This window comes from Parafannyhessea sp. LCP19S3_B1 (genome assembly GCF_052121955.1).
Classification (GTDB): domain Bacteria; phylum Actinomycetota; class Coriobacteriia; order Coriobacteriales; family Atopobiaceae; genus Parafannyhessea.
Map to the genome: position 1 here is coordinate 96,511 of NZ_JBQKDH010000003.1, position 19,934 is coordinate 116,444.

Genomic DNA, 19,934 nt, shown 5'->3' on the forward strand with positions numbered 1-19,934 from the left:
ATAGAAAGGAACAACATGGGCGTCAATCTTCGTGGCCGTCACTTCCTGAAGCTTCTGGACTTCACTCCCGAGGAGATCAACTACCTCCTGGACCTCTCCACCGACTTCAAGAACATGAAGCGCGCCGGCGTTCCCCACCGTTACCTCGAGGGCAAGAACGTGGCCCTTCTCTTCGAGAAGACCTCCACTCGTACCCGCTGCTCCTTCGAGGTCGGCGCCTATGACCTCGGCATGGGCTGCACCTACCTTGACCCCAGCGGCTCCCAGATGGGCCACAAGGAGTCCATCGCCGATACCGCCCGCGTCCTCGGCCGCATGTTCGACGGCATCGAGTACCGTGGCTTCGAGCAGTCCAAGGTCGAGGAGCTCGCCAAGTACGCCGGCGTCCCCGTCTGGAACGGCCTGACCAACGAGTTCCACCCCACCCAGATGCTCGCTGACATCCTCACCATGAAGGAGAACTTCAACAACGACATCAAGGGCCGTCAGCTCACGTTCATGGGCGACGCTGGCAACAACGTCGGCAACTCCCTCATGGTCGTCTGCGCCAAGCTCGGCGTCAACTTCGTCGCCTGCGGCCCCAAGGAGAACATGCCTTCCGCCGACCTGGTCAAGGAGTGCGAGGCCATCGCGGCCCAGAACGGCTCCACCGTCAAGCTGACCGAGGACGTCCACGAGGGCGTCAAGGATGCCGACGCGATCTACACCGACATCTGGGTCTCCATGGGCGAGCCGGACGAGCTCTACAAGAAGCGCATCCCTCTGATGGAGCCGTACCGCGTCACCTCCGACGTCATGAGCCAGGCCCACGACGACTGCATCTTCCTGCACTGCCTGCCCTCCTTCCACGACACCAACACCAAGAAGGGTGCCGAGGTCGCCGAGAAGTTCGGCATCACCGAGATGGAGGTCACGAACGAGGTCTTCGAGTCCCGTGCCTCCAAGGTCTTCGACGAGGCCGAGAACCGTATGCACACCATCAAGGCCGTCATGTACGCGACCCTGAAGTAGTCAGGTCGTAGCATACTGTTGAGCCTCCGCGGCTTGACCGCGGAGGCTCTTTTGATGCCTCGGTTACAAATTGTATTTTTAATGTTCGAAACTATAAAACAATTTATTAAATATGTTGTTTTATGGGTGTCCCTTACATAAAGGGAGGATTTTCATGGCAAACGATAACGCAAAGGTCGACAACCCTAACGGCGTAAGCTTCTTCGGCCTCGTCGGCATGGTCGTCTCGTCCTGCATCGGCTCCGGCGTCTTCGCCTTGACCGGACAGCTCGCCAACGTCGCGTCCCCCGGCGCCGCGCTCGTGGCGTGGCTCGTGTGCGGCCTCGGCTTCCTGTTCCTGGCCCTCGCGCTCGCATACGTCGGCTCCAAGCGCCCTGAGCTCGACGGTGTGTGCGCCTACGCCGAGGAGGGCTTTGGCCCGTTCCACGGCTTCATCAGCGGCTGGGGATACTGGCTGTCCGCATGGCTTGGCAACGTCGGCTTCGCCACGATGATCGCCCAGGTCCTCGGCTCCAAGTACTGCCTTGGCGGCCTTCTGCCCGGCGTGTTCTCCAACCCGCAGACCGGCAACCCCGCCGTCGTCGGCGTCGTGGTCGTCTCCGTGCTCCTCTGGGCCATCACCTTCCTGGTCATCAACGGCGTCGAGTCCGCCGCGTTCCTCAACGCGGTCGTCATGGTCGTCAAGTGCGCCGCCATCCTTCTCTTCATCGTCTTCGCCGTCGTGAGCTTCAACGCCGGCGTCTTCACCGCCGACTTCTGGGGCACCGCGCAGCGCAACGCAGTGATCATGGCCGCTAACAAGACGGGCCTTGGCTCCGTCGCGCACCAGGTCACCCAGTGCATCCTCGTCATGATGTGGGTCTTCATCGGCATCGAGGGCGCGTCCGTCATGAGCAACCGCGCGAAGAAGAAGTCCGAGGTCGGCTCTGCCACCATCCTCGGCCTCGTCGTTCTTCTCGTCCTCTACATCGGCGCTTCCGTGATCCCGTATGGCGTGCTTCCCTACAAGGAGCTCGTCGCCGCCCCGAAGCCTGCCACCATCACTGTGTTCGAGCACATGCTCCCCGGCTTCGGCGGCGCGTTCATCAGCTGGGCGATCATCATCTCCGTCGCGGGCTCCTGGCTGTCCTTCACCATGCTGCCCGCCGAGGTCTCCTCGATGATGGCAGACCACCACGAGCTGCCCGCGAAGTGGGGCGAGCTGAACAAGAAGAACTCCCCGCAGTACTCGCTGCTCATCGTCGGCGCCCTGACCGAGATCTTCATCATCGTCGCGACCTTCGCCGCGGACGCCTACACCTTCGCGATCTCGATGTGCACCGTCACCATCGTCGTCACGTGGGCATATGCCGCCGCCTACCAGGTGAAGCTCGCAAAGGCCAACAACGACACGGGCCAGATGGTCATCGGCGTGCTCGCGCTGCTGTTCCAGGTCGTCGGCGTCCTGTTCACGGGCTGGGGCTTCCTGCTGCTTGCCTGCCTGGGCTACATTCCCGGCTTCTTCTTCTACAAGCAGGCTCGTGACGCCGAGGGCAGCGGCATCGTGAAGAGCGAGGTCGTCCTCGCCGTCGTGATCGCCATTGCCGGCATCATCTCGATTCCCCTCACCGCCGTGGGCATCATCCCCGTCTTCTAGGCGAAGGGCAATCAAAACCAGCGAAGGGCGAGGGGCTGATGTGCTTCTCGCCCTTCTGTGTAAGGAGGAACCTATGAACAACCCTATCAAGCTCATCGGCTGCGAGGACTGGCTGAACGTGTACGAGAAGAGCGCGAAGTGGGACATCGCGCAGTCCACCTTCGCCTCGTTCACGATGGACGAGCTGATGGCCCTCGACGGCGAGGAGGGTGCGACGTTCTATGAGAGCCTCAACCGCGAGGTCATGAACTACGGCTGGATCGAGGGGTCCCCGGAGTTCAAGGACGAGGTGGCGAAGCTGTATCGCAACCCCGTGAGCCCGAGCAGGATCCTGCAGACGAACGGCTGCACCGGCGCGAACCTGAACGCGATGCACGTGCTCATCGAGCCCGGCGACCACGTCGTGGCGGAGTGGCCCACGTACACGCCGCTCTACGAGGTTCCGCGCCAGCTTGGTGCCGAGGTCGACTACTGGGAGCTCGAGGAGGGACTCGGCTGGAAGCCGGACGTCGAGAAGCTGAAGCGCCTCGTCAAGCCCAACACGAAGCTCATCTGCATCAACAACGCGTCCAACCCCGTGGGCTGCGTGCTGGACAAGGACACGCTCGAGCAGATCGCTGACATCGCGAGGTCCGTCGGCGCGTACGTCCTGTCGGACGAGGTGTACATGCCGATGGACGACACGGAGAACTACTGGTCCATGGCCGACGTGTACGAGAAGGCCATCGTCACGAACTCCGTGAGCAAGACGTACTCCACTCCCGGCGCCCGCATCGGCTGGGTCGTCGCGGACGAGGACGTCGCCCAGCGCGTGCGCGTCTATAGGGACTACTCCATGATCTGCGCCGGCGTGTTCAACGACATCCTCGCCACGTACGTGCTGAAGAACCGCCAGACCATCCTCGAGCGCAACCGCAGGATCTGCCACACGAACCACGACATCGTGGCGGAGTGGGTGAAGGGGCAGCCCCGTGCGAAGTGGAACGACCCGAAGGGCGTGTCCGTCTCGTACCTGCAGCTCGACATTCCCGAGTCGGACGAGGAGTTCTGCAAGAGGATCCTGAGCGAGAGGGGAGTGCTGCTCGTGCCCGGCACCAGGTTCGAGCTGCCTAACGGCGCCAGGCTCGGCTACTGCTGCCACGAGGACGTCCTGAGGAAGGGGCTTGCCCTCCTTGGCGATGCGCTTGCGGAGTACGACAAGTAGCGACTTCTGACGAAAACAGTAATATTATTGAAGCGGATATGCATAATACATATCCGCTTCTACTTTTTGAATACAGCGGGGTGAGAGGATTATCCCCTTGACCCAAAATGACGTCATGACCTTGAGCTGGCATTTGTTGCGCGTGCAAAACCCATGCATCGGCAAGCGGCTTAGTTTCGCTGGTGGGCGCATCGAATTCCGTGATTAACGTCCGTGTAACAACTCACCGACTATTGGATAACGCTCACGAACCGCGTGGACGAGATTTGGCGAATGCGTGTAGGATATATAGCGGAATTGAGCGTTTTGTGTACCGATGGTGTTACACAGGCGCTGTAAAGTTCAAGGGCGCCTTGCGCCGAAAGGAGTTGCGGTCATGTCTGATACGACAGCGCAGCCGAAGAAGAAGAGGAAGATGCTCACGTCTTTCTCGATCATCTTCATTCTGTTGGCCCTCGTGGCAATCATCTCGATTCTGCTGAACGGAACCTCGTTCCACTATGAGGACATCCAGGGAACCGTCACCGGCGCCACGCTCGGCAGCTTCACCATGGCGTCCGTCAACGGCTTCAAGGACGCCGTCGACGTCTGCCTCTTCGTCATGGTCCTCGGTGGCTTCCTCGGCATCGTGAACAAGACCGACGCCCTTGCGACCGGCATCGACGTCCTCGTCGCGAAGATGAACGGCAACGAGCTGAAGCTCATCCCCATCCTCATGGCGATCTTCGCCTTCGGCGGCACCACCTACGGCATGTGCGAGGAGACCGTCGGCTTCTACGCCCTGCTCTCCGCCACCATGATCGCCGCAGGGTATGACTCCCTCAGCGGTGCCATGATCGTGCTGCTCGGCGCCGGCGTCGGCTGCCTCGGCTCCACGGTGAACCCCTTCGCCACCGGCATCGCGAGCTCCGCGCTCACCGACATGGGCATCAAGGTCAACCAGGCCGTCGTCATCGGCCTCGGCCTCGTCCTCCTCGTCGTCTCCTACGCGATCTCCGTCTTCTTCGTCCTGCAGTACGCCAAGCGCGTCAAGGCCGACCCCTCCAAGTCCCTCATGAGCCAGGATGAGATCGACGCGTCCCTCGCCTCCTATGCCAGCGACAACGAGTCTGACGAGAAGAAGAGCCTCACCGGCAAGCAGAAGGGCGTCCTCTGGGTCTTCGCGGCCGCCTTCGTCATCATGGTCATCTCCTTCGTGCCCTGGGAGGACCTCGGCGTGAACGCGTTCGTGGCCGGCTCCTCCTCGCACGACGAGACCTCCACGGTCACCGCGGCTGACATCGAGCAGCAGTACTCGGACGACGATCTCGGCACCCTTAAGCTCGACAAGAACGTCAAGGGCAAGCTCACGACCACCGTCACCGACAACGCCGGCTGGTCCGCGTTCCTGACGGGCACCCCGCTCGGCCAGTGGTACTTCGCCGAGTCCACCACCTGGTTCCTGCTCCTCGCCATCCTCATCGGCATCATCGGCGGCCTGTCCGAGCACGAGATCGTCGACACGTTCATGGCGGGCGCCGGCGACATGATGTCGGTCGTCATGATCATCGCGGTCTCCCGTGGCGTCTCCGTCCTCATGAAGAGCACGGGCCTCGCGAACCTGGTCCTCGCGAACTCCGCGAACGCCCTCAACGGCACCCCCGCGGTCGTGTTCACCATCGGCTCGTTCCTGCTCCTCTTCCTGCTGTCCTTCCTCATCCCGTCGACCTCCGGCCTGGCAACGCTGTCCATGCCCATCCTCGGGCCCCTGGCTGCAAGGCTCGGCTTCAATCCCGCGATCATGATCATGGTCTTCTCCGCCGCGTGCGGCGTCGTGAACCTGATCACCCCGACCTCCGGCGCGATCATGGGCGGCCTGGCCCTGTCCCGCATCGAGTACGGCACCTGGGTCAAGTTCGCGCTCAAGATCGTCATCGCGATCTCGGTCGCCTGCATGGTAATCCTCTCCATCGCGATGGTCGCCATCCCGGCGTAGCCTGCGCGCAAGAGGCAGAGAAGGGCGTCTCCCTCGGGAGGCGCCCTTTTTGGGATGCACGGCTTGGCAGCGGCACGTTTACCGAAGGTTGCCCACATCTGCAAATATGTAAGAATTTCATGTTACGATGATGTTACAGTACATCTGTTATCGAATGGTTGGGCCGCATGGGCGGCCCGTTTTCATGAGAGGATGTACCGTATGTCAGCTGGGCACAAGCGGAGAATGCTCACATCGTTCTCCATCATGTTCATTCTTCTTCTTGCAATAGCGATACTCAGCCTCGTAATGTCACGCTTTACGAGCGAGGTGACGGCCGTTCCGTTTGGGGACCTCATGATGTCCCCTGTGAACGGTTTCAAGGACGGCCTTGGCGTCGCGCTCTTCGTCTTTGTGCTCGGAGGCTTCCTGGCAATCGTGAACAAGACTGACGCGCTGTCCGTGGGCATTGGCGCGCTCGTGCGCAAGATGGGCGGAAACGAGCTCAAGCTGATTCCCGTCCTCATGCTCATATTCGCGATCTTGGGTAGCACGTACGGCTTCTGCGAGGAGACGGTGGGCTTTTACGCCCTGCTCTCCGCAACCATGATGGCCGCGGGCTTCGATGCGCTCACGGGCGCGATGATGGTCCTTCTCGGCGCAGGCGTCGGCTGCCTTGGCTCCACGGTGAACCCGTTCGCGACGGGCATTGCCGCGGACGTGCTGGCGTCGAGCGGAATCGTCGCGGACCAAGGCGTGGTCATCGGTCTTGGTCTGGTGCTTCTTGTCACGTCCTACCTCGTCTCCGTGTACTTCGTGATGAGGTACGCGAAGGGCGTGAGGGCCGACCGCAGGCGTACGCTCATGAGCGCGGACGAGGTTGCGGCCTCGGAGGAGGCGTACGGCGACACGACGGCCGTCGGCAACCAGTACGAGCCGCTCTCGCGCAAGCAGAAGGTGGTCCTGTGGCTGTTTGGGCTCTCGTTTCTTGTGATGATCGTGGGGTTCGTGCCCTGGGGCAAGCTTGGCATAGACGCGTTCTCGGCGGGCTCGAGGTCACACGAGGTGACCGAGACCGTGACGGCGAAGGACATCGAGCGCCAGTACGAGGCGGACAAGCTGGGACGCCTTAGCGTCACCCCGAAGGACGCCAAGGGGACGCTCACGAACGAGGTCGTGGACGACGCGGGATGGTCGTCCTTCCTCACGGGCGTTCCGCTGGGCGAGTGGTACTTCGCGGAGTCGACCACGTGGTTCCTCGTCATGGCAATAGTGATCGGCATCGCCGCGGGCTTCGACGAGCACGAGCTCGTGTTCACGTTCCTCTCTGGCTGCGGAGAGATGACGGGCGTCGTGATGATCGTGGGCCTCTCGCGCGGGGTCGCCATCCTTATGGGACAGACGGGGCTCTCGCTCTACGTGCTGCACCAAGTGGCGGCTGCGCTCAACGGCACGTCACCCGTCGTGTTTGCCGCGGGAAGCTACGTGCTGTACTTCCTGCTGTCCATCCTCATTCCGGGCACCTCGAGCATGGCGACGATCTCGATGCCCATCATGGGGCCGCTGACGCAGTCGCTTGGGTTCAACCCGGCCATCATGATCAACGTGTTCGCCTCTGCAAGCGGCGTTGTCAACTACTTTACGCCCGCGAACGGCGCGATCATGGGCGGACTTGCGCTCTCGCGCGTGGAGTACGGCACGTGGCTCAAGTTCGTGGGCAAGGTCGTGCTGGTGACGGCCATCGTGAACGTGGCGGTGCTCGCCGTCGCGATGGTGGTGCTGTAGGCTCGGCTTCGTGTGGCATGCTGACGAGCCCAGGAAGGGGCGTCACCTGAACCGGGAGCCCCTCTCGCCTGCGCCAGGTGCGCTGGGCGAGAAGGGCTCCTGTCTTCGTTGGTGCAAGTGGTCGGCAGCGGTGTCTGCCGTGCCCGTGGCGGCCGCGCGGACCGCGCGGCGCTAGTAGACCATGCCCATGGCCTCGCGGACCTCGTCCAGGGTCTGGCGCGCGATGTCGTTGGCCTTGGCGTTGCCGTCGTGCAGGACGTCCCTCACGTAGTCGAGGTCGTCCTCGTACTGGTGGCGACGCTCGCGGATGGGCTCGAAGTAGTCGTTCACGGCCTGTGTGACGTACTTCTTGAGCTGACCGGAACCGCCGTTGCCGATCTCCTCCGCGATCTCACGCGGGTCGCGGCCGGTGCAGATGCCCGCGGTGGTGAGCAGCGCGGACACGCCGGGGCGGTTGTCGGGGTCGAACGTGATGAAGCGCTCGGAGTCGGTCTTGGACTTCTTGATGAGGCGCGCGGTCTCATCCGCCGTCATGGAGATCGAGATGGCGTTTCCGTAGGACTTGCTCATCTTGCGGCCGTCGAGGCCGGGGATGAGCGGCGTGGAGGTGAGGAGGCCCGTCACGTCCGGGAACACCTTGCCGTAGCGCTCGTTGAAGCGGCGCGCGATCTTGCTGGTGACCTCTATGTGGGGGAGCTGGTCGCGGCCGACGGGCACGATGTTGCCCTTGCAGAACAGGATGTCGCACGCCTGGTGCACCGGGTAGGTGAGCAGAAGCCCCGTGAGCGAGTGGCCGGACGCCTCCATCTCGGCCTTCACGGTGGGGTTGCGCTGGAGCTCTGCCTCGGTCACGAGCGAGAGGAACGGCAGCATGAGCTGGTTCTCGGCCGGGACGGCGGAGTGGGTGAAGATCATGGTCTTGGCGGGGTCGATCCCGCAGGCGAGGTAGTCCATCACCATGTTGTACACGTTGTCGCGGATGTGCTCCGTCGTGTCGCGGTCCGTGATGACCTGGTAGTCCGCGATGATGATGTTCGTGCGGACGCCGAGGTCCTGCAGGCGCACGCGCTCCTTGATGGTGCCGAAGTAGTGGCCCAGGTGCAGGCGCCCGGTGGGCCTGTCGCCCGTGAGCATGGTGTACTTCTCGACCTTGCCGGCGGCGATGTCCGACTCGACCTCCCTGCTACGCTTCAGGGCGGCCTCGTAGCTTCCCTCGTTGGGCATGGGTTTCTCTCCTTGCGTGGTTTGGTGTCAGGTGCCGGCGAAAGGCCAGCCCCTCTATCCTACGGCAAAACGGGGCGCGTGGGCGGCAGGGAGTTGAGCTCTGCCCTGGCCTCGCGCCACCAGGGGCAGAAGCCGTCCATGAGCGCGTGGAAGCGCTCGTTGTGGCTGGGCTCCAGCAGGTGGCAGAGCTCGTGCGCGACGACGGACTCCACGCTGGACGCGGGATGGCACGCGAGCTCGAGGTTGAGCGTGACGCGCCCCGTGCGGACGTTGCACGAGCCCCAGCGCGACGTCATGCGGCGGAGGCGGATCCCGGTGCAGCGGACGCCCATTAGGTGCTCGTAGCGCTCGAGCAGGGGAGGGAGAAGCTCCTCCAGCGTGGAGCGCCACAGGGACTGCAGCGCGAGGTCCACGCTTGCGGGGCCGGCGTCCGCGGCGTCCACGTGGGCGACGACCGCGCCGTCTGCGCACGTGGCATGCGGCGCGGACCCGGAGGGGAGGTCCTTCTCGACCGAGAGGGCGAGCGTCCTGCCCAGAAGGCGCGTGGTGCCGCCGTCTTGCAGGGACTGGGCGCGCGCGGCCTGGCGGGCGAGCGCCTGCGAGCGCGCGGAGCGGACCCAATCCTCGCGCGACTCGACGAACGCGCGGATCTGCGCGAGCGGGACGCGGGCGGGGGCGCTCACGGCGACGGAGCCGTCGCGACGGACGCGCAGGTTGACGCGGCTGACTCGCTTTCTGATCACGGTGACGTCTATGGTGCCGAGGCGGATGGTCTGTTGCGCGGTCTGGGGCACGGGCGCATCTCCATTGTGGGACGAAATTGTTGCCGGGCGGGGATGGACGTCCCCGTTGCGGGCCTGTATGGGTTAGACTTTAGACGAATGCGACGTGGAAAGGGAGCCGATGGCCAGTTCTTGTGGTGAGGATGCGAGCAAGTCCGCGCTCCGCGAGAGCTACCTGGCCGTGCGGAAGGGGCTGAGCCCCAGGTTCAGGATGAGGCTGGACGGAAGCATCGCCAGCAACCTGAGGGCGCTTCCGGAGTACCGTCGCGACACGTGGCTTCTGGCGTACGTGCCGTTCGAGGACGAGATTCCCACCCGCAAGATCGTCGAGCGCGCATGGGCGGACGGCAAGCGCGTGGCGCTGCCGCGCTGCGTTCCCGGTCCGACGTCGCTCCAGTTTGTGGAGGTGTCCACGCTGGACGGCCTGCGCGCCGGCGCGCGCGGCGTGCTGGAGCCCGCGGCGGACGAGGCCGCCATTTTGACGAGCGAGGCGCTTGCGGACTCCGTCTGCCTGGTGCCAGGACTGGTTTTTGACGCGGAGGGCCACCGCATTGGCTACGGTGCCGGCTACTACGACAACTTCCTGGCGAGGTACGCGGGCACGAAGGTGGGCCTTGCGCGCGGCATGCAGATTAGCAGCAACCCGCTTCCGCACGACGACCACGACGTGGCCGTGGACGTAATCGTGAGCGACGGCGCAATCTGGCGCTGTCGCAGGGACGAAGGCAGGTAGCGCCCGGACCGGGGCGCCTTGTGGCGGGGCTCGGGGCCGGCGGGGGACGCTAGAGCCGCGACAGGTGGTCTGCCAGGTCGCGGATGGCCTTCGCGTAGCCCTGGATGCCCATGCCCATGATGGTCTCGAAGCACGCCTTGCGCACGTAGGAGACCTGGCGGAAGTCCTCGCGCTCGCTCACCTTGGAGATGTGGACCTCCACCGCGGGAATCTGCACGGCCTTGAGCGCGTCCAGGATCGCGACGGACGTGTGCGTGTAGGCGGCCGGGTTGATGACGATGCCGTCGATGGTGCCCATGGCCTCCTGTATGCGGTCCACGATGTCGCCCTCGTGGTTGGACTGGTAGCACTCGCACGACGCGAAGCCGGCGTCCTGGGCCACCTCGTGGCAGAGCGACAGCAGCGACGCATAGTCCTCGTGACCGTAGAGGTCAGGCTCACGCACGCCCAGCAGGTTGATGTTGGGCCCGTTGATCACGAGCAGGCGCGGGCCGCTGGCGGGGAGGGCGCCTTCGCCCGCGGCGCCCGCGTCCTTCTCGCCCGCGGGGACGTCCTCCGCGGGGTCGTCCCCGAACGTCTCGTACAGGTCGTCGGCATCGTCGTCCGGGTCGATGGCCTCGTCCAGCTCCATGAGGCGCTGCAGGTCGAGTGCGCCGTCGGCGTCCGCCGCGTTACGCGGGCGCCCGGCCTCGGGTGCATGGGGGAGAGGCGCCTGCGCACGGGGCTGGGGCGTTGCCGTGGAGGCGTCGTCCACGGCGCCCGCGGGCCCGTCGAAGACGGTCTCGCGTGGCTTGGCGTCCGTTATGTGCACGTTTATGCCGTTTGCGGCGCGCCTTCCCAGGGGCGGGAGCTCCATGGTGGGCTCCAGGCCCGTGAGCTCCTGGAACGCGTCGAACACCTCCTGCACGGAGCGCGGGCCAAACACGACCTCGAGCCCATTGGAGCCAAAGGTCACCACGCCGAGCACGCCCTTCGTGCCGATGAGAGCGTCGCGGTCGATGAGCGTGGGGTTTGCCACGCGCAGCCTAAGACGCGTCATGCACAGGTCGTTCTGCACGACGTTGCCCTTGCCTCCGATGTTCTTGAGTACCGCCCGCGCGGCCGCCTGCGCGTCCATATGCCAGAGTCTCCAAACGTTGAGCCTTGTGTCCGAAGCCAAGTATACGGGTGCGCGGGGAAAGAGGCGTTTCCATTGGGTGTCGGCGGCGTGAGCGTAGCGATGTTTTCCGTAAACGTTCCCGACAACGTTTCCGAGAAGCGCTCGTTCCCGGAACGCGCCCCACGTGGCACGGCTATCGCGCAGAGAGCCCCAACGACGCCGCGATGGCGCGGGCGTCGCCCGCGGCGCTTCCCGTGCACGGCTGCACAAGGTCCGCCCACGCGCGGTACAGCGGCAGGCGCTCCCTCGCGAGCGCCTGGACGCCGCGCTCCTGTGACAGCGGCCTGTTTGCCTGCGACAGCTGCTCGGCGGGGCGGTCCAGCTGGACGATGGTGCCGTTCTGGTGCAGGAGGTCGTAGTTGCGCGGCTGGGTGACGATGCCGCCGCCGCAGGCCACCACGAGGCTGGAGCGGCTGCCGTAGTCGGCCGCGACCCGCGTCTCCCTCGCGCGGAACTCCGCCTCGCCGTGCGCGCGGATGAAATCGGCCGCCGAGGTGCCAAACTCGAGCCTGAACGCGTCGTCCAGGTCCACGAACGGACGTCCCAGCAGGTGCGCGAGCGCACGGCCCGTGGTGGTCTTTCCCACGCCCGGCATGCCAATGAGCACGACGTTGGCGGTCTGGCTCAAGATCTCGCGCTCGATGGCGCCCACGAGCGACCGGTCGAGCGGCGTGCCCTGGAACAGCTCGCTCGAGAAGAGCGCCTGCGCCACCAGCATGGCCAGGCCGCTCTGCCACGGCAGGCCCAGGCGCTCCGCCGCAAGGCAGATGCCGGTGCGCCGCGGGTTGTACACCACGTCCAGAACGCCGCGCAGCTCCGGGAGCGCGGCGAGGTCGTCCTCCGCCACCACGGAGGCCGGGCACTTGGGGTACATGCCCACCGGCGTCGTGTTCACGACGAGAAGCGCGTGGGGGTGCCGCCCGGGAAGGCCCTCGTAGCCGTCGTTCCCGTGGCGCGATATGACGGACACGTGCGCGCCGGTGTCCTCAAGCGCCGCCTGCACGGCCTGGCTCGCGCCGCCGTCGCCCAGCACGAGGACGTCCGCCCCCGAAAGCGCGGAGGCGCCCGCAAGGCCCAGGCGCTCGCGGCAGAACGACTCCAGCATCCACCCAAAGCCCAAGACGTCCGTGTTGTCCGCGTAGACGCTGCCGTCCGGCCTGCGCACGAGCGTGTTCGCAACGCCCAGGCGCTCCACGCGCTCGGAGCGCTCGTCCGCGAGCCGCGCCGCGTCGCGCTTGTACGGGATGGTCACGTTGAGGCCGCGCCACGACGCGTCTTCGCGCACGAACGGGGCGACCTCATCGGGCTCCAGCTCGATGAGGTCGTACGGGGTGGAGCCCAGCCGCGCGTGGATGAGCGGCGACCAGCTGTGGCCAAGCGTGCGTCCCAGCAGGCCAAAGCGGCTGCCGCGCGAGGGCGCGCTCTCCATCTGCGACACGTCAGATCACCTCGCTGTAGCTGCCGAGGTAGCGGAACTCCTCGCACGTGGACTCCAGCGAGCGCACCAGCGTGAAGAACTCCGGGGAGGCGGCGGGGCAGTCGATGTCGAAGTAGAACATGAATTCGAAGTCGCGGTCGGGTATGGGGCGGCTCTCGAGCTTGATGATGTTGATGTCGAGGTCGTAGAACTTCGCGAGCACCTTGTACAGCGCGCCCGGCTCGTGGTTCACCACCAGCATGAACGTGCTGCGGTCGGCGCCGGGGTAGATGGCGAGGTCCTTAGATATGCACGCGAAGCGCGTGTAGTTGTTGCCCTGGTCCTGCACGCTCGACGCGAGCACGTCCAGCCCGTAGATCCTGGCGCACGCGCGGGACGCGAGGGCGGCCACGTCGCGCCGCTCGCTCTCCGCAACCATCTTCGAGGCCATGGCCGTGTTCTCGCACGCGTGCACCGTGACGCCCTCAAGGGACGAGAGGAACTCGCCGCACTGGTTGATGGCCTGTTCGTGGCTATAGATGTGACGTATTTCCCCAAGGCCGCAGCCGGGCTTCGCCAGCAGGTTGTGGTCCACCTTCAGGCGGCACGTGCGCACGATGTGGAAGTTGTGGCGCATCATGAGGTCGAACACCTGGTTGACCGAGCCGGCCGTGCTGTTCTCGATCGGCAGCACGCCGAAGTCGGCGTAGTTCTCCTCCACGGCGCGGAACACCGCGTCGAACGTGTCGAAGTAGCCGATGTTCGCGTGACGGAAGATGCGGTCCGTCGCGATCTGCTGGTACGCGCCCTCGACCCCCTGGCACGCCACGTACGCGTCCCGCGGGAACAGCTCCGGGCTGTGCGCGAGGGCGTCGCGGATCTGCTCCACCGTGTGGCCCTCCGTGCCCAGGTGCTCGCCCTGGCGGTTGCGCGACGCCTCCATCAGCAGCTCAAACAGCACCTCCGTGTAGACCTTCATGTCCTCGGGCACCTGCGCGGCGCGCCTGGACAGCAGCTCGCGCTCGCGCGACCTGTCGAGCACGGGCAGGTCGTGGGCGCGCTTGTACGCGGCGACCGCGTCGGCGCACGACATGCGGCGCTTGAAGAGCTCCACGATCTGCGTGTCTATCGAGTCGATCTCTTTCCTGATGTCAGAGAGGTCTTCCACTGTTCCTCCGTGGTCCTTCTCGCCCGTGGCGCCGGCCTGGCCAACGCGCGGGCCTCGTGTTACGTGATTGGTGGGCGTGCACGCCCGGGCCTACGCCCGGGGCTCCGGCGGGAAGCTCAGGAGCGCGTCCAGCAGCGCGAGCGCGCAGATGGCCTCCGCCACGGGCACGGCTCGCGTCGCGACGCACGGGTCGTGGCGTCCGTGCACCTCGAGCGTGGCGTCGGAGCCGCTGGTGAGGTCGACGCTCTCCTGCGGGCGAGAGATGCTGGACGTGGGCTTGAGGGCCATGCGGAAGAGCACGGGGGCGCCGGTGGTGATGCCGCCGAGCGCGCCGCCCGCGTTGTTCGTGACGGGCGTGACGGCGCCGTCCACCATGCGGTACGGGTCGTTGTCCTCGCTGCCGCGCAGGCGCGCTGCCTCGAACCCGCGGCCGAACTCCACGCCCTTCACGGCGGGCACGCCAAACGCCGCGCGCGCGACGAGGTTCTCGATGCCGTCGAACATGGGCGAGCCCACGCCCGCCGGCATGCCCGTGGCCACGCACTCCACGACGCCGCCGACGGAGTCGAGCTCGCGGCGAGCGTCGTCTATGGCGGCGAGCATGGCCTTGCCGGCCGCGTCGTCTATCGTGGGGAACGTGCGGCCGTTCGCGAGCGCGTCGAGCTGCGCCCGGAGGCGCGCCTGGGACGCAGGCGCGTTGTCGAGCGCGCACAGCGGCTCGTCGCGCACGTCGGCCACGCTCAGGAGGTGCGCGCCCACGCGCACGCCGCGCTTGGCCAGCACCTGGAGCGCGATGCCGCCCGCGGCGCACAGGGGGGCCGTCAGCCGGCCGGAGAAGTGGCCGCCGCCGGGAACGTCCTGGTTGCCGTGCCACTTTGCCCATGCGGTGTAGTCCGCGTGCCCCGGGCGCGGCACCGCCATGAGGTTGTCGTAGTCGCGCGAGCGGGTGTTCGTGTTCTCGATCACGACGGCGAGCGGGGCGCCGCACGTGGCGCCCTTGGGGTTGAGGCCGCTCACGACGCGCGGGAGGTCCGCCTCCTTGCGCGGCGTCGTCCACGGGCCCTGGCCGGGCGCGCGTCGCGCCATGAAGCGCCGGAGCGCCTCCATGTCGACGACGTGGCCGGAGGGGAGCCCCTCCACGACGCAGCCGACGGCCTGCGAGTGAGACTGTCCGAACACGGTGACCCTGAGGGCGTTTCCAAAGGTGGAGGGCATGGCTTACTCTCTTTCGCGCGCGACTCCGCCCAGCGAGCGGAAGTCCTCGAAGAAGGTGGGGTAGGACTTCGCGACGCACTCCGCGCCGCGGATGGTGGTGGGGCCCTGCGCATGCGCGGCGCACACGGCCGCCATCATGGCGATGCGGTGGTCGTTCGCCGCGTCGACGACGCCGCCGGGAAGGGTCCCCGTGCCGCGGACGAGAAGGTCGTCGCCCTCGACCGTGGCGTCGCCTCCCATGCCCGCGATGGCGGCGCGCACGGTCTCGAGTCGGTCGGACTCCTTCAGGCGCAGGCGCGCGGCGTCGGTGATGCGGGTCTCTCCCCGGGCGTACGCGGCCATGGCCGCGATGGGGGGCACCAGGTCCGGGATCTCGGCCACGCTCACGGTCCTGCCCACGAGCGCGGCGTGCTCCGCGGTTGCGGCTTCGCCCGCGGTGCGCGCGCGTGCGCCCAGAAGCGACGCGGCGCGGGCGATGGCGCGGTCGCCCTGGGAGCTCCTGGGGTCGAGCCCCGTCACGCACACGGGTCCGCGGATGGCGCCGGCCGCGAGCCAGAACGCGGAGTTGGACCAGTCGCCCTCGACGGCGACGGTCCCGGGCGTGCGCACCGGCTGGTGCGCCACCTCGAACACCTCGAAGGACGTGCCGTCCGCCTGCTCGCGACCAACGCGGACGTCCACGCCGAACGTGCGCAGGGCATCCGTCGTGATGGTGACGTACGCGCGCGACTCGAACGGCTCGCTCACGCGCACGCGCACGCCGCCAGGAAGGAGCGGCGCCGCCATGAGGAGGCCCGAGACGTACTGGGACGACACGTCGCCCGGGATGTCGAACGTGCCGCCGGCGAGGCTTCCCTCGACGCGAAGCGGCAGGACGCCCCTCTGGGAGAGGCGCGCGCCGTGGGACAGCAGCTCCTCGTAGAGGGGGGAGAGCGGGCGCTTGGCCAGGCGGCCGTGGCCGTCGAGCGCGCACGGGCGCCCCAGCGCCGCCGCCACGGGCAGCATGAAGCGCAGCGTGGAGCCTGACTCGCCGCAGTCGAGCGTCGCGCCCGAGGCGGCAAGCGGCGCGCCGTCCGCGTCGCGCGGGATGGGCCGCACGCGGAAGGCGCGCCTCGTGCGCGCGATGCGCGCGCCGAGCGCCTCGAGGCAGCGAGCCGTGGCGTCGATGTCCTTCGAGGTGGTGTTGCAGTCTATGTCGGTCGTGCCGTCCGCGAGGGCCGCGAGGATGAGCAGCCGGTGCGCGACGGACTTGGAGGCCACCGCCGCTACCGTGCCCGAAAGCGGATGGGGTTCGATCGTGACGTCCATGCTCTTCTCCTTAGGGCCTACGCGGCGCCCGTGCCGCAGCCCAGGTCGACGAGGTGGCGGAACTCGGGCAGCGAAACGGTCCTGACCTCGACCGCGCCGATGCGCGTGGGCACGACGACGTTCACCGTCGACCCGTGGCGCTTCTTGTCGTGCGTGGCGAACGAGAGGAGCGTGTCGTGGTCGACCGCGGTGTCCGTGGGGAGCCCATAGGCCGCCACGGCGCAGACGATGTCGTCCGCGACGTCCTGCGCGCACCAGCCCATGCGCGCGGACGCGCGGGCGATGCAGCACATGCCCGCGGCGACGCTCGAGCCGTGGCCGAGCGCGAAGTCGCTCGCCGCCTCGATCGCGTGGCCGATGGTGTGGCCGAAGTTCAGGATCTGGCGGAGCCCGCGCTCGCGCTCGTCCGCGTCAACCACGTCGCGCTTGATCTCGACGTTGCGGCGGATCACGTCCGCGAGCTCCTGGCGGTCGAAGCCCTCGGCGTTGATGGGATGCGCCGCCAGGCGGCGGAACAGCGCCTCGTCGCGGATGACGCCGTGCTTGATGACCTCGCCGCACGAGTCCGTGAGAAGCTCCGGGGTGAGCGTGTCGAGGCAGTCGACGTCCGCGACGACGAGCGACGGCTGGAAGAACGCGCCGGCCAGGTTCTTGCCGGCCTCGAGGTCGACGGCCGTCTTCCCGCCGACGGAGGAGTCCACCATGGCCAGAAGCGACGTGGGCACCTGCACGATCTTGCATCCGCGCAGGTACAGCGCCGCGGCGAGCCCGCCCATGTCACCGGTGACGCCGCCGCCGACCGCGACGACGACGTCGTCGCGCGAAAGCTCCGCCGCGGCGAGGCCCTCGAGCAGGTCCGAGAGGGTGGATAGGCGCTTGTGCCTCTCGCCCGCGGGAAACACCTGGAGCGTCGTGCGGTAGCCGGCGTCCTCGAGCGACTCGGCCACGGCGTTCGCGTACAACGGCGCCACGTTGTCGTCCGAGATGACGCATGCCGCCGCACCGCCGCACGCCCTTCGCGTGAGCGTGCCGACCTCGTCGATCACGCCCTGGCCGATGAGGACGTCGTAGCTGCGCGACGGCGTCCTCACGTGAACGGTCGAGGTGCTCATCTGCGCTCGGCCTCCTTCTTCAGGCGGTCGCCCTCGGCGAGAAGGGCCTCGAGCCTCTGCCCGTCGCGCGCGTCGATCGCGTCCTTGTACTGCTGGAGGTTTCCTATCAGCGTCCCGATCTCGCGCGAGAGGTTGTCCGCGTTGTCGAGGAACAGCTCGCGCCACATGGGGGCGTTCAGGCGCGCGACGCGCGTGAGGTCCTTGTACGAGCCGGCGGAGAAGCCCTTGTGGCTCTGGGCCGCGGGGCTCTTGACGTACGCGTTGGAGACGACGTGCGCCAGCTGCGACGTGTACGCGATCTGCTCGTCGTGGAACGCCGCGGTCGCGAGCGTGAACGAGCCGAAGCCGCACGGCTCGAGCAGGTGCTTCAGGCGCTCGAGCACGCTCGCGCGGTCGAAGTCGTCCATCTTGGGCGGCACGACCACCATGGGCGCGCCGTGGAACATGTTCGCGCGGGAGTGCGCGAAGCCGGAGTACTGGGTGCCCGCCATGGGGTGGCAGCCCACGAACGTCCAGTCGCGGCCCTCGGCGATGGCGAAGCACTTCTCGCATATGACGCGCTTCACGCCCACGGCGTCGATGACGATGGCGCCGGGAGAGACGAGGTCCGCCTTCCTCTGCAGCCAGTCGATGGAGAACTGGGGGTAGCCCGCGAGGATGACGAGCTCGCACGTGGGGATGATGTCGTCGGTGAGCTCGCCGTCGATGGTCTCTATCTCCGCGAGCTCCACGGTGGCGTGCGTGCGGTTCCACGCGTACACCTCGCGGCCGCCCTCGTGCTCCGCCTTCGCGAACGAGCCGCCCATGAGGCCGAGGCCGACGACGCCGACCCTGTCGGGAACGTAGGTCGACTGTGCCATCACGCCTCGACCCCGCTCTCGTCGAGGTCCTGGCAGATGGCCTCTCGGATGACGCGGATGCGACGCATGGCGTCGTCGAACTGCGCCGGCGTGAGCGCCTGGGCGCCGTCGGACCACGCCTGGGACGGGTTGTCGTGCACCTCGATCTCGAGGCCGTCCGCGCCGGCGGCCGTCGCGGCGTACGCGGCGGGGCGCACGTAGCGCGTGTAGCCGGTCGAGTGGCTGGGGTCGCCGATGATGGGCAGGTGCGACAGGTGGTGCACCACGGGGATCGCGTTCACGTCGAACGTGTTGCGCGTGCGGGTCTCGAACGTGCGGATGCCGCGCTCGCACAGGATGACGTTGGGGTTGCCCTCGCTCATGATGTACTCCGCGCCCATGAGGAGCTCGTCGATGGTCTCGGACATGCCGCGCTTCAGGAGCACCGGGGTGCGGGTCTTGCCGACCTCGCGCAGGAGCGGGAAGTTCTGGGCGTTGCGCGCGCCGATCTGCATGACGTCGATCCCCTTGTCCAGGAAGAGCTGGACGTCGCGGGGGTCCATGACCTCCGTGACGACGGGCATGTCGAGCTCCGCGGACGCCTCGAGCAGGATGTCGAGGCCCTTCTCGCCCATGCCCTGGTACGAGTACGGGCTGGTGCGGGGCTTGTACGCGCCGCCGCGCAACATCGTGGCGCCGGAGCGCTTCACGGCGCGGGCGATGTCGATGAGGCCCTTGCCCTCGACGGAGCACGGGCCGGCGATGACCTGGAAGTTGCCGCCGCCCAGAAGCACGCCGTGGCCGCAGTCGACGACGGTGTCCTCGGGGTGGAACTTGCGGTTCGCCTTCTTGAACGGCTCGGAGACGCGCCTGACCTGGTCGATGATGTCCATGGACTCCAGCAGGAACGGGTCGATCTGCGTGGTGTCGCCGATGATGCCGACGATGGTCTCGTTCTCGCCCTTCGAGACGTTGGTCTTGAAGCCGCGGTCCTCGATCCACTTGACGAAGTGGCTCAGCTGCTCTGGCGTGGCCGAGTCCTTAACGATTGCGATCATGTGCATACCTTTCGTGCGCCGACGCATGCGTGCGGGCGCAGTAGCTTTCCATACGTTGACGATGCTAACGCATGGTATTTGGTATGTAGCGCGTCGGTATTCAAAGCGTTACGAAAAAAGGACGCCCGAAGGCGTCCCTCGTCACGCGATGGTGACCCCAGTGGGGCTCGAACCCACGACCTTTCGCTCCGGAGGCGAACGCTCTGATCCACTGAGCTATGGGGCCAAAAAGAGATGTTACTACAAGTTCGCCGGAATGTCTTGCGGGGAGCGCGGGCGCGTTTTGAAATCGGGTAGACTGAGGCTACTGGCTTGACGGCATGCGCGGC

The 19,934-nt window shown here is 66.6% G+C and carries 16 protein-coding genes and 1 tRNA gene; 6 read left to right on the top strand and 11 right to left on the bottom strand.

Annotated elements, in window-relative coordinates; translation table 11 throughout:
* The first annotated feature begins 15 nt into the window (after positions 1-15).
* The 5 genes from argF (at position 16) to ACTQWE_RS02160 (ending at position 7,590) form a co-directional block, all read left to right on the top strand.
* Positions 16-1,011: an ornithine carbamoyltransferase gene (gene argF / locus ACTQWE_RS02140; protein ID WP_170104045.1), complete on the top strand. Its 996-nt coding sequence runs from the start codon at positions 16-18 to the stop codon at positions 1,009-1,011.
* A gap of 154 nt (positions 1,012-1,165) precedes the next feature.
* On the top strand, positions 1,166-2,647 hold the full coding sequence (locus ACTQWE_RS02145; protein ID WP_170104047.1) for an amino acid permease: 1,482 nt from the start codon (positions 1,166-1,168) through the stop codon (positions 2,645-2,647).
* Positions 2,648-2,720: 73 nt separating this feature from the next.
* Positions 2,721-3,851: an aminotransferase gene (locus ACTQWE_RS02150; RefSeq protein WP_441855441.1), complete on the top strand. Its 1,131-nt coding sequence runs from the start codon at positions 2,721-2,723 to the stop codon at positions 3,849-3,851.
* 376 nt (positions 3,852-4,227) lie between these two features.
* The gene (locus ACTQWE_RS02155; RefSeq protein ID WP_441855439.1) at positions 4,228-5,826 is read left to right on the top strand and encodes a YfcC family protein; all 1,599 of its coding nucleotides are present in this window, start codon (positions 4,228-4,230) and stop codon (positions 5,824-5,826) included.
* A 225-nt stretch (positions 5,827-6,051) separates the two neighbouring features.
* Complete coding sequence (locus ACTQWE_RS02160; protein ID WP_441921222.1) at positions 6,052-7,590, top strand: YfcC family protein; 1,539 nt, start codon at positions 6,052-6,054, stop codon at positions 7,588-7,590.
* Between the two features lie 171 nt (positions 7,591-7,761).
* On the opposite strand, the gene trpS is transcribed toward ACTQWE_RS02160, so the two are convergent.
* Complete coding sequence (gene trpS / locus ACTQWE_RS02165; RefSeq protein WP_441855435.1) at positions 7,762-8,814, bottom strand: tryptophan--tRNA ligase; 1,053 nt, start codon at positions 8,812-8,814, stop codon at positions 7,762-7,764.
* Positions 8,815-8,873: 59 nt separating this feature from the next.
* Positions 8,874-9,608 carry a M48 family metallopeptidase gene (locus tag ACTQWE_RS02170; RefSeq protein ID WP_441855433.1) on the bottom strand — a complete coding sequence of 245 codons (735 nt, stop codon included), beginning with the start codon at positions 9,606-9,608 and terminating at the stop codon, positions 8,874-8,876.
* Positions 9,609-9,717: 109 nt separating this feature from the next.
* On the opposite strand from ACTQWE_RS02170, the gene ACTQWE_RS02175 reads away from it, so the two are divergent.
* Positions 9,718-10,329, top strand: a complete 612-nt coding sequence (locus ACTQWE_RS02175; protein ID WP_441855431.1) for a 5-formyltetrahydrofolate cyclo-ligase — start codon at positions 9,718-9,720, stop codon at positions 10,327-10,329.
* A 49-nt stretch (positions 10,330-10,378) separates the two neighbouring features.
* On the opposite strand, the gene ACTQWE_RS02180 is transcribed toward ACTQWE_RS02175, so the two are convergent.
* The 9 genes from ACTQWE_RS02180 to ACTQWE_RS02220 form a co-directional block, all read right to left on the bottom strand.
* Positions 10,379-11,446 carry a type II 3-dehydroquinate dehydratase gene (locus ACTQWE_RS02180; RefSeq protein ID WP_441855429.1) on the bottom strand — a complete coding sequence of 356 codons (1,068 nt, stop codon included), beginning with the start codon at positions 11,444-11,446 and terminating at the stop codon, positions 10,379-10,381.
* 175 nt (positions 11,447-11,621) lie between these two features.
* Positions 11,622-12,917 (bottom strand): shikimate kinase, encoded by a 1,296-nt coding sequence (locus ACTQWE_RS02185; protein WP_441855556.1) that lies wholly within the window; start codon positions 12,915-12,917, stop codon positions 11,622-11,624.
* Positions 12,918-12,927: 10 nt separating this feature from the next.
* Entirely contained in the window at positions 12,928-14,073 is a 1,146-nt protein-coding gene (locus ACTQWE_RS02190) for a bifunctional chorismate mutase/prephenate dehydratase (RefSeq protein ID WP_441855427.1), read from the bottom strand.
* Positions 14,074-14,163: 90 nt separating this feature from the next.
* Complete coding sequence (gene aroC / locus ACTQWE_RS02195; RefSeq protein ID WP_441855425.1) at positions 14,164-15,288, bottom strand: chorismate synthase; 1,125 nt, start codon at positions 15,286-15,288, stop codon at positions 14,164-14,166.
* Positions 15,289-15,291: 3 nt separating this feature from the next.
* On the bottom strand, positions 15,292-16,596 hold the full coding sequence (gene aroA, locus ACTQWE_RS02200) for a 3-phosphoshikimate 1-carboxyvinyltransferase (protein ID WP_441855424.1): 1,305 nt from the start codon (positions 16,594-16,596) through the stop codon (positions 15,292-15,294).
* Between the two features lie 17 nt (positions 16,597-16,613).
* Entirely contained in the window at positions 16,614-17,708 is a 1,095-nt protein-coding gene (gene aroB / locus ACTQWE_RS02205) for a 3-dehydroquinate synthase (protein ID WP_170104065.1), read from the bottom strand.
* Positions 17,705-18,568, bottom strand: a complete 864-nt coding sequence (locus ACTQWE_RS02210) for a prephenate dehydrogenase (RefSeq protein ID WP_170104067.1) — start codon at positions 18,566-18,568, stop codon at positions 17,705-17,707. The genes aroB and ACTQWE_RS02210 overlap by 4 nt, the downstream gene beginning before the upstream one ends.
* Positions 18,568-19,605, bottom strand: a complete 1,038-nt coding sequence (gene aroF, locus ACTQWE_RS02215; RefSeq protein ID WP_170104069.1) for a 3-deoxy-7-phosphoheptulonate synthase — start codon at positions 19,603-19,605, stop codon at positions 18,568-18,570. Before aroF ends, ACTQWE_RS02210 begins: the two co-directional genes overlap by 1 nt.
* Before the next feature lie 149 nt (positions 19,606-19,754).
* Positions 19,755-19,831, bottom strand: a tRNA-Arg gene (locus tag ACTQWE_RS02220).
* Between the last annotated feature and the right edge of the window lie 103 nt (positions 19,832-19,934).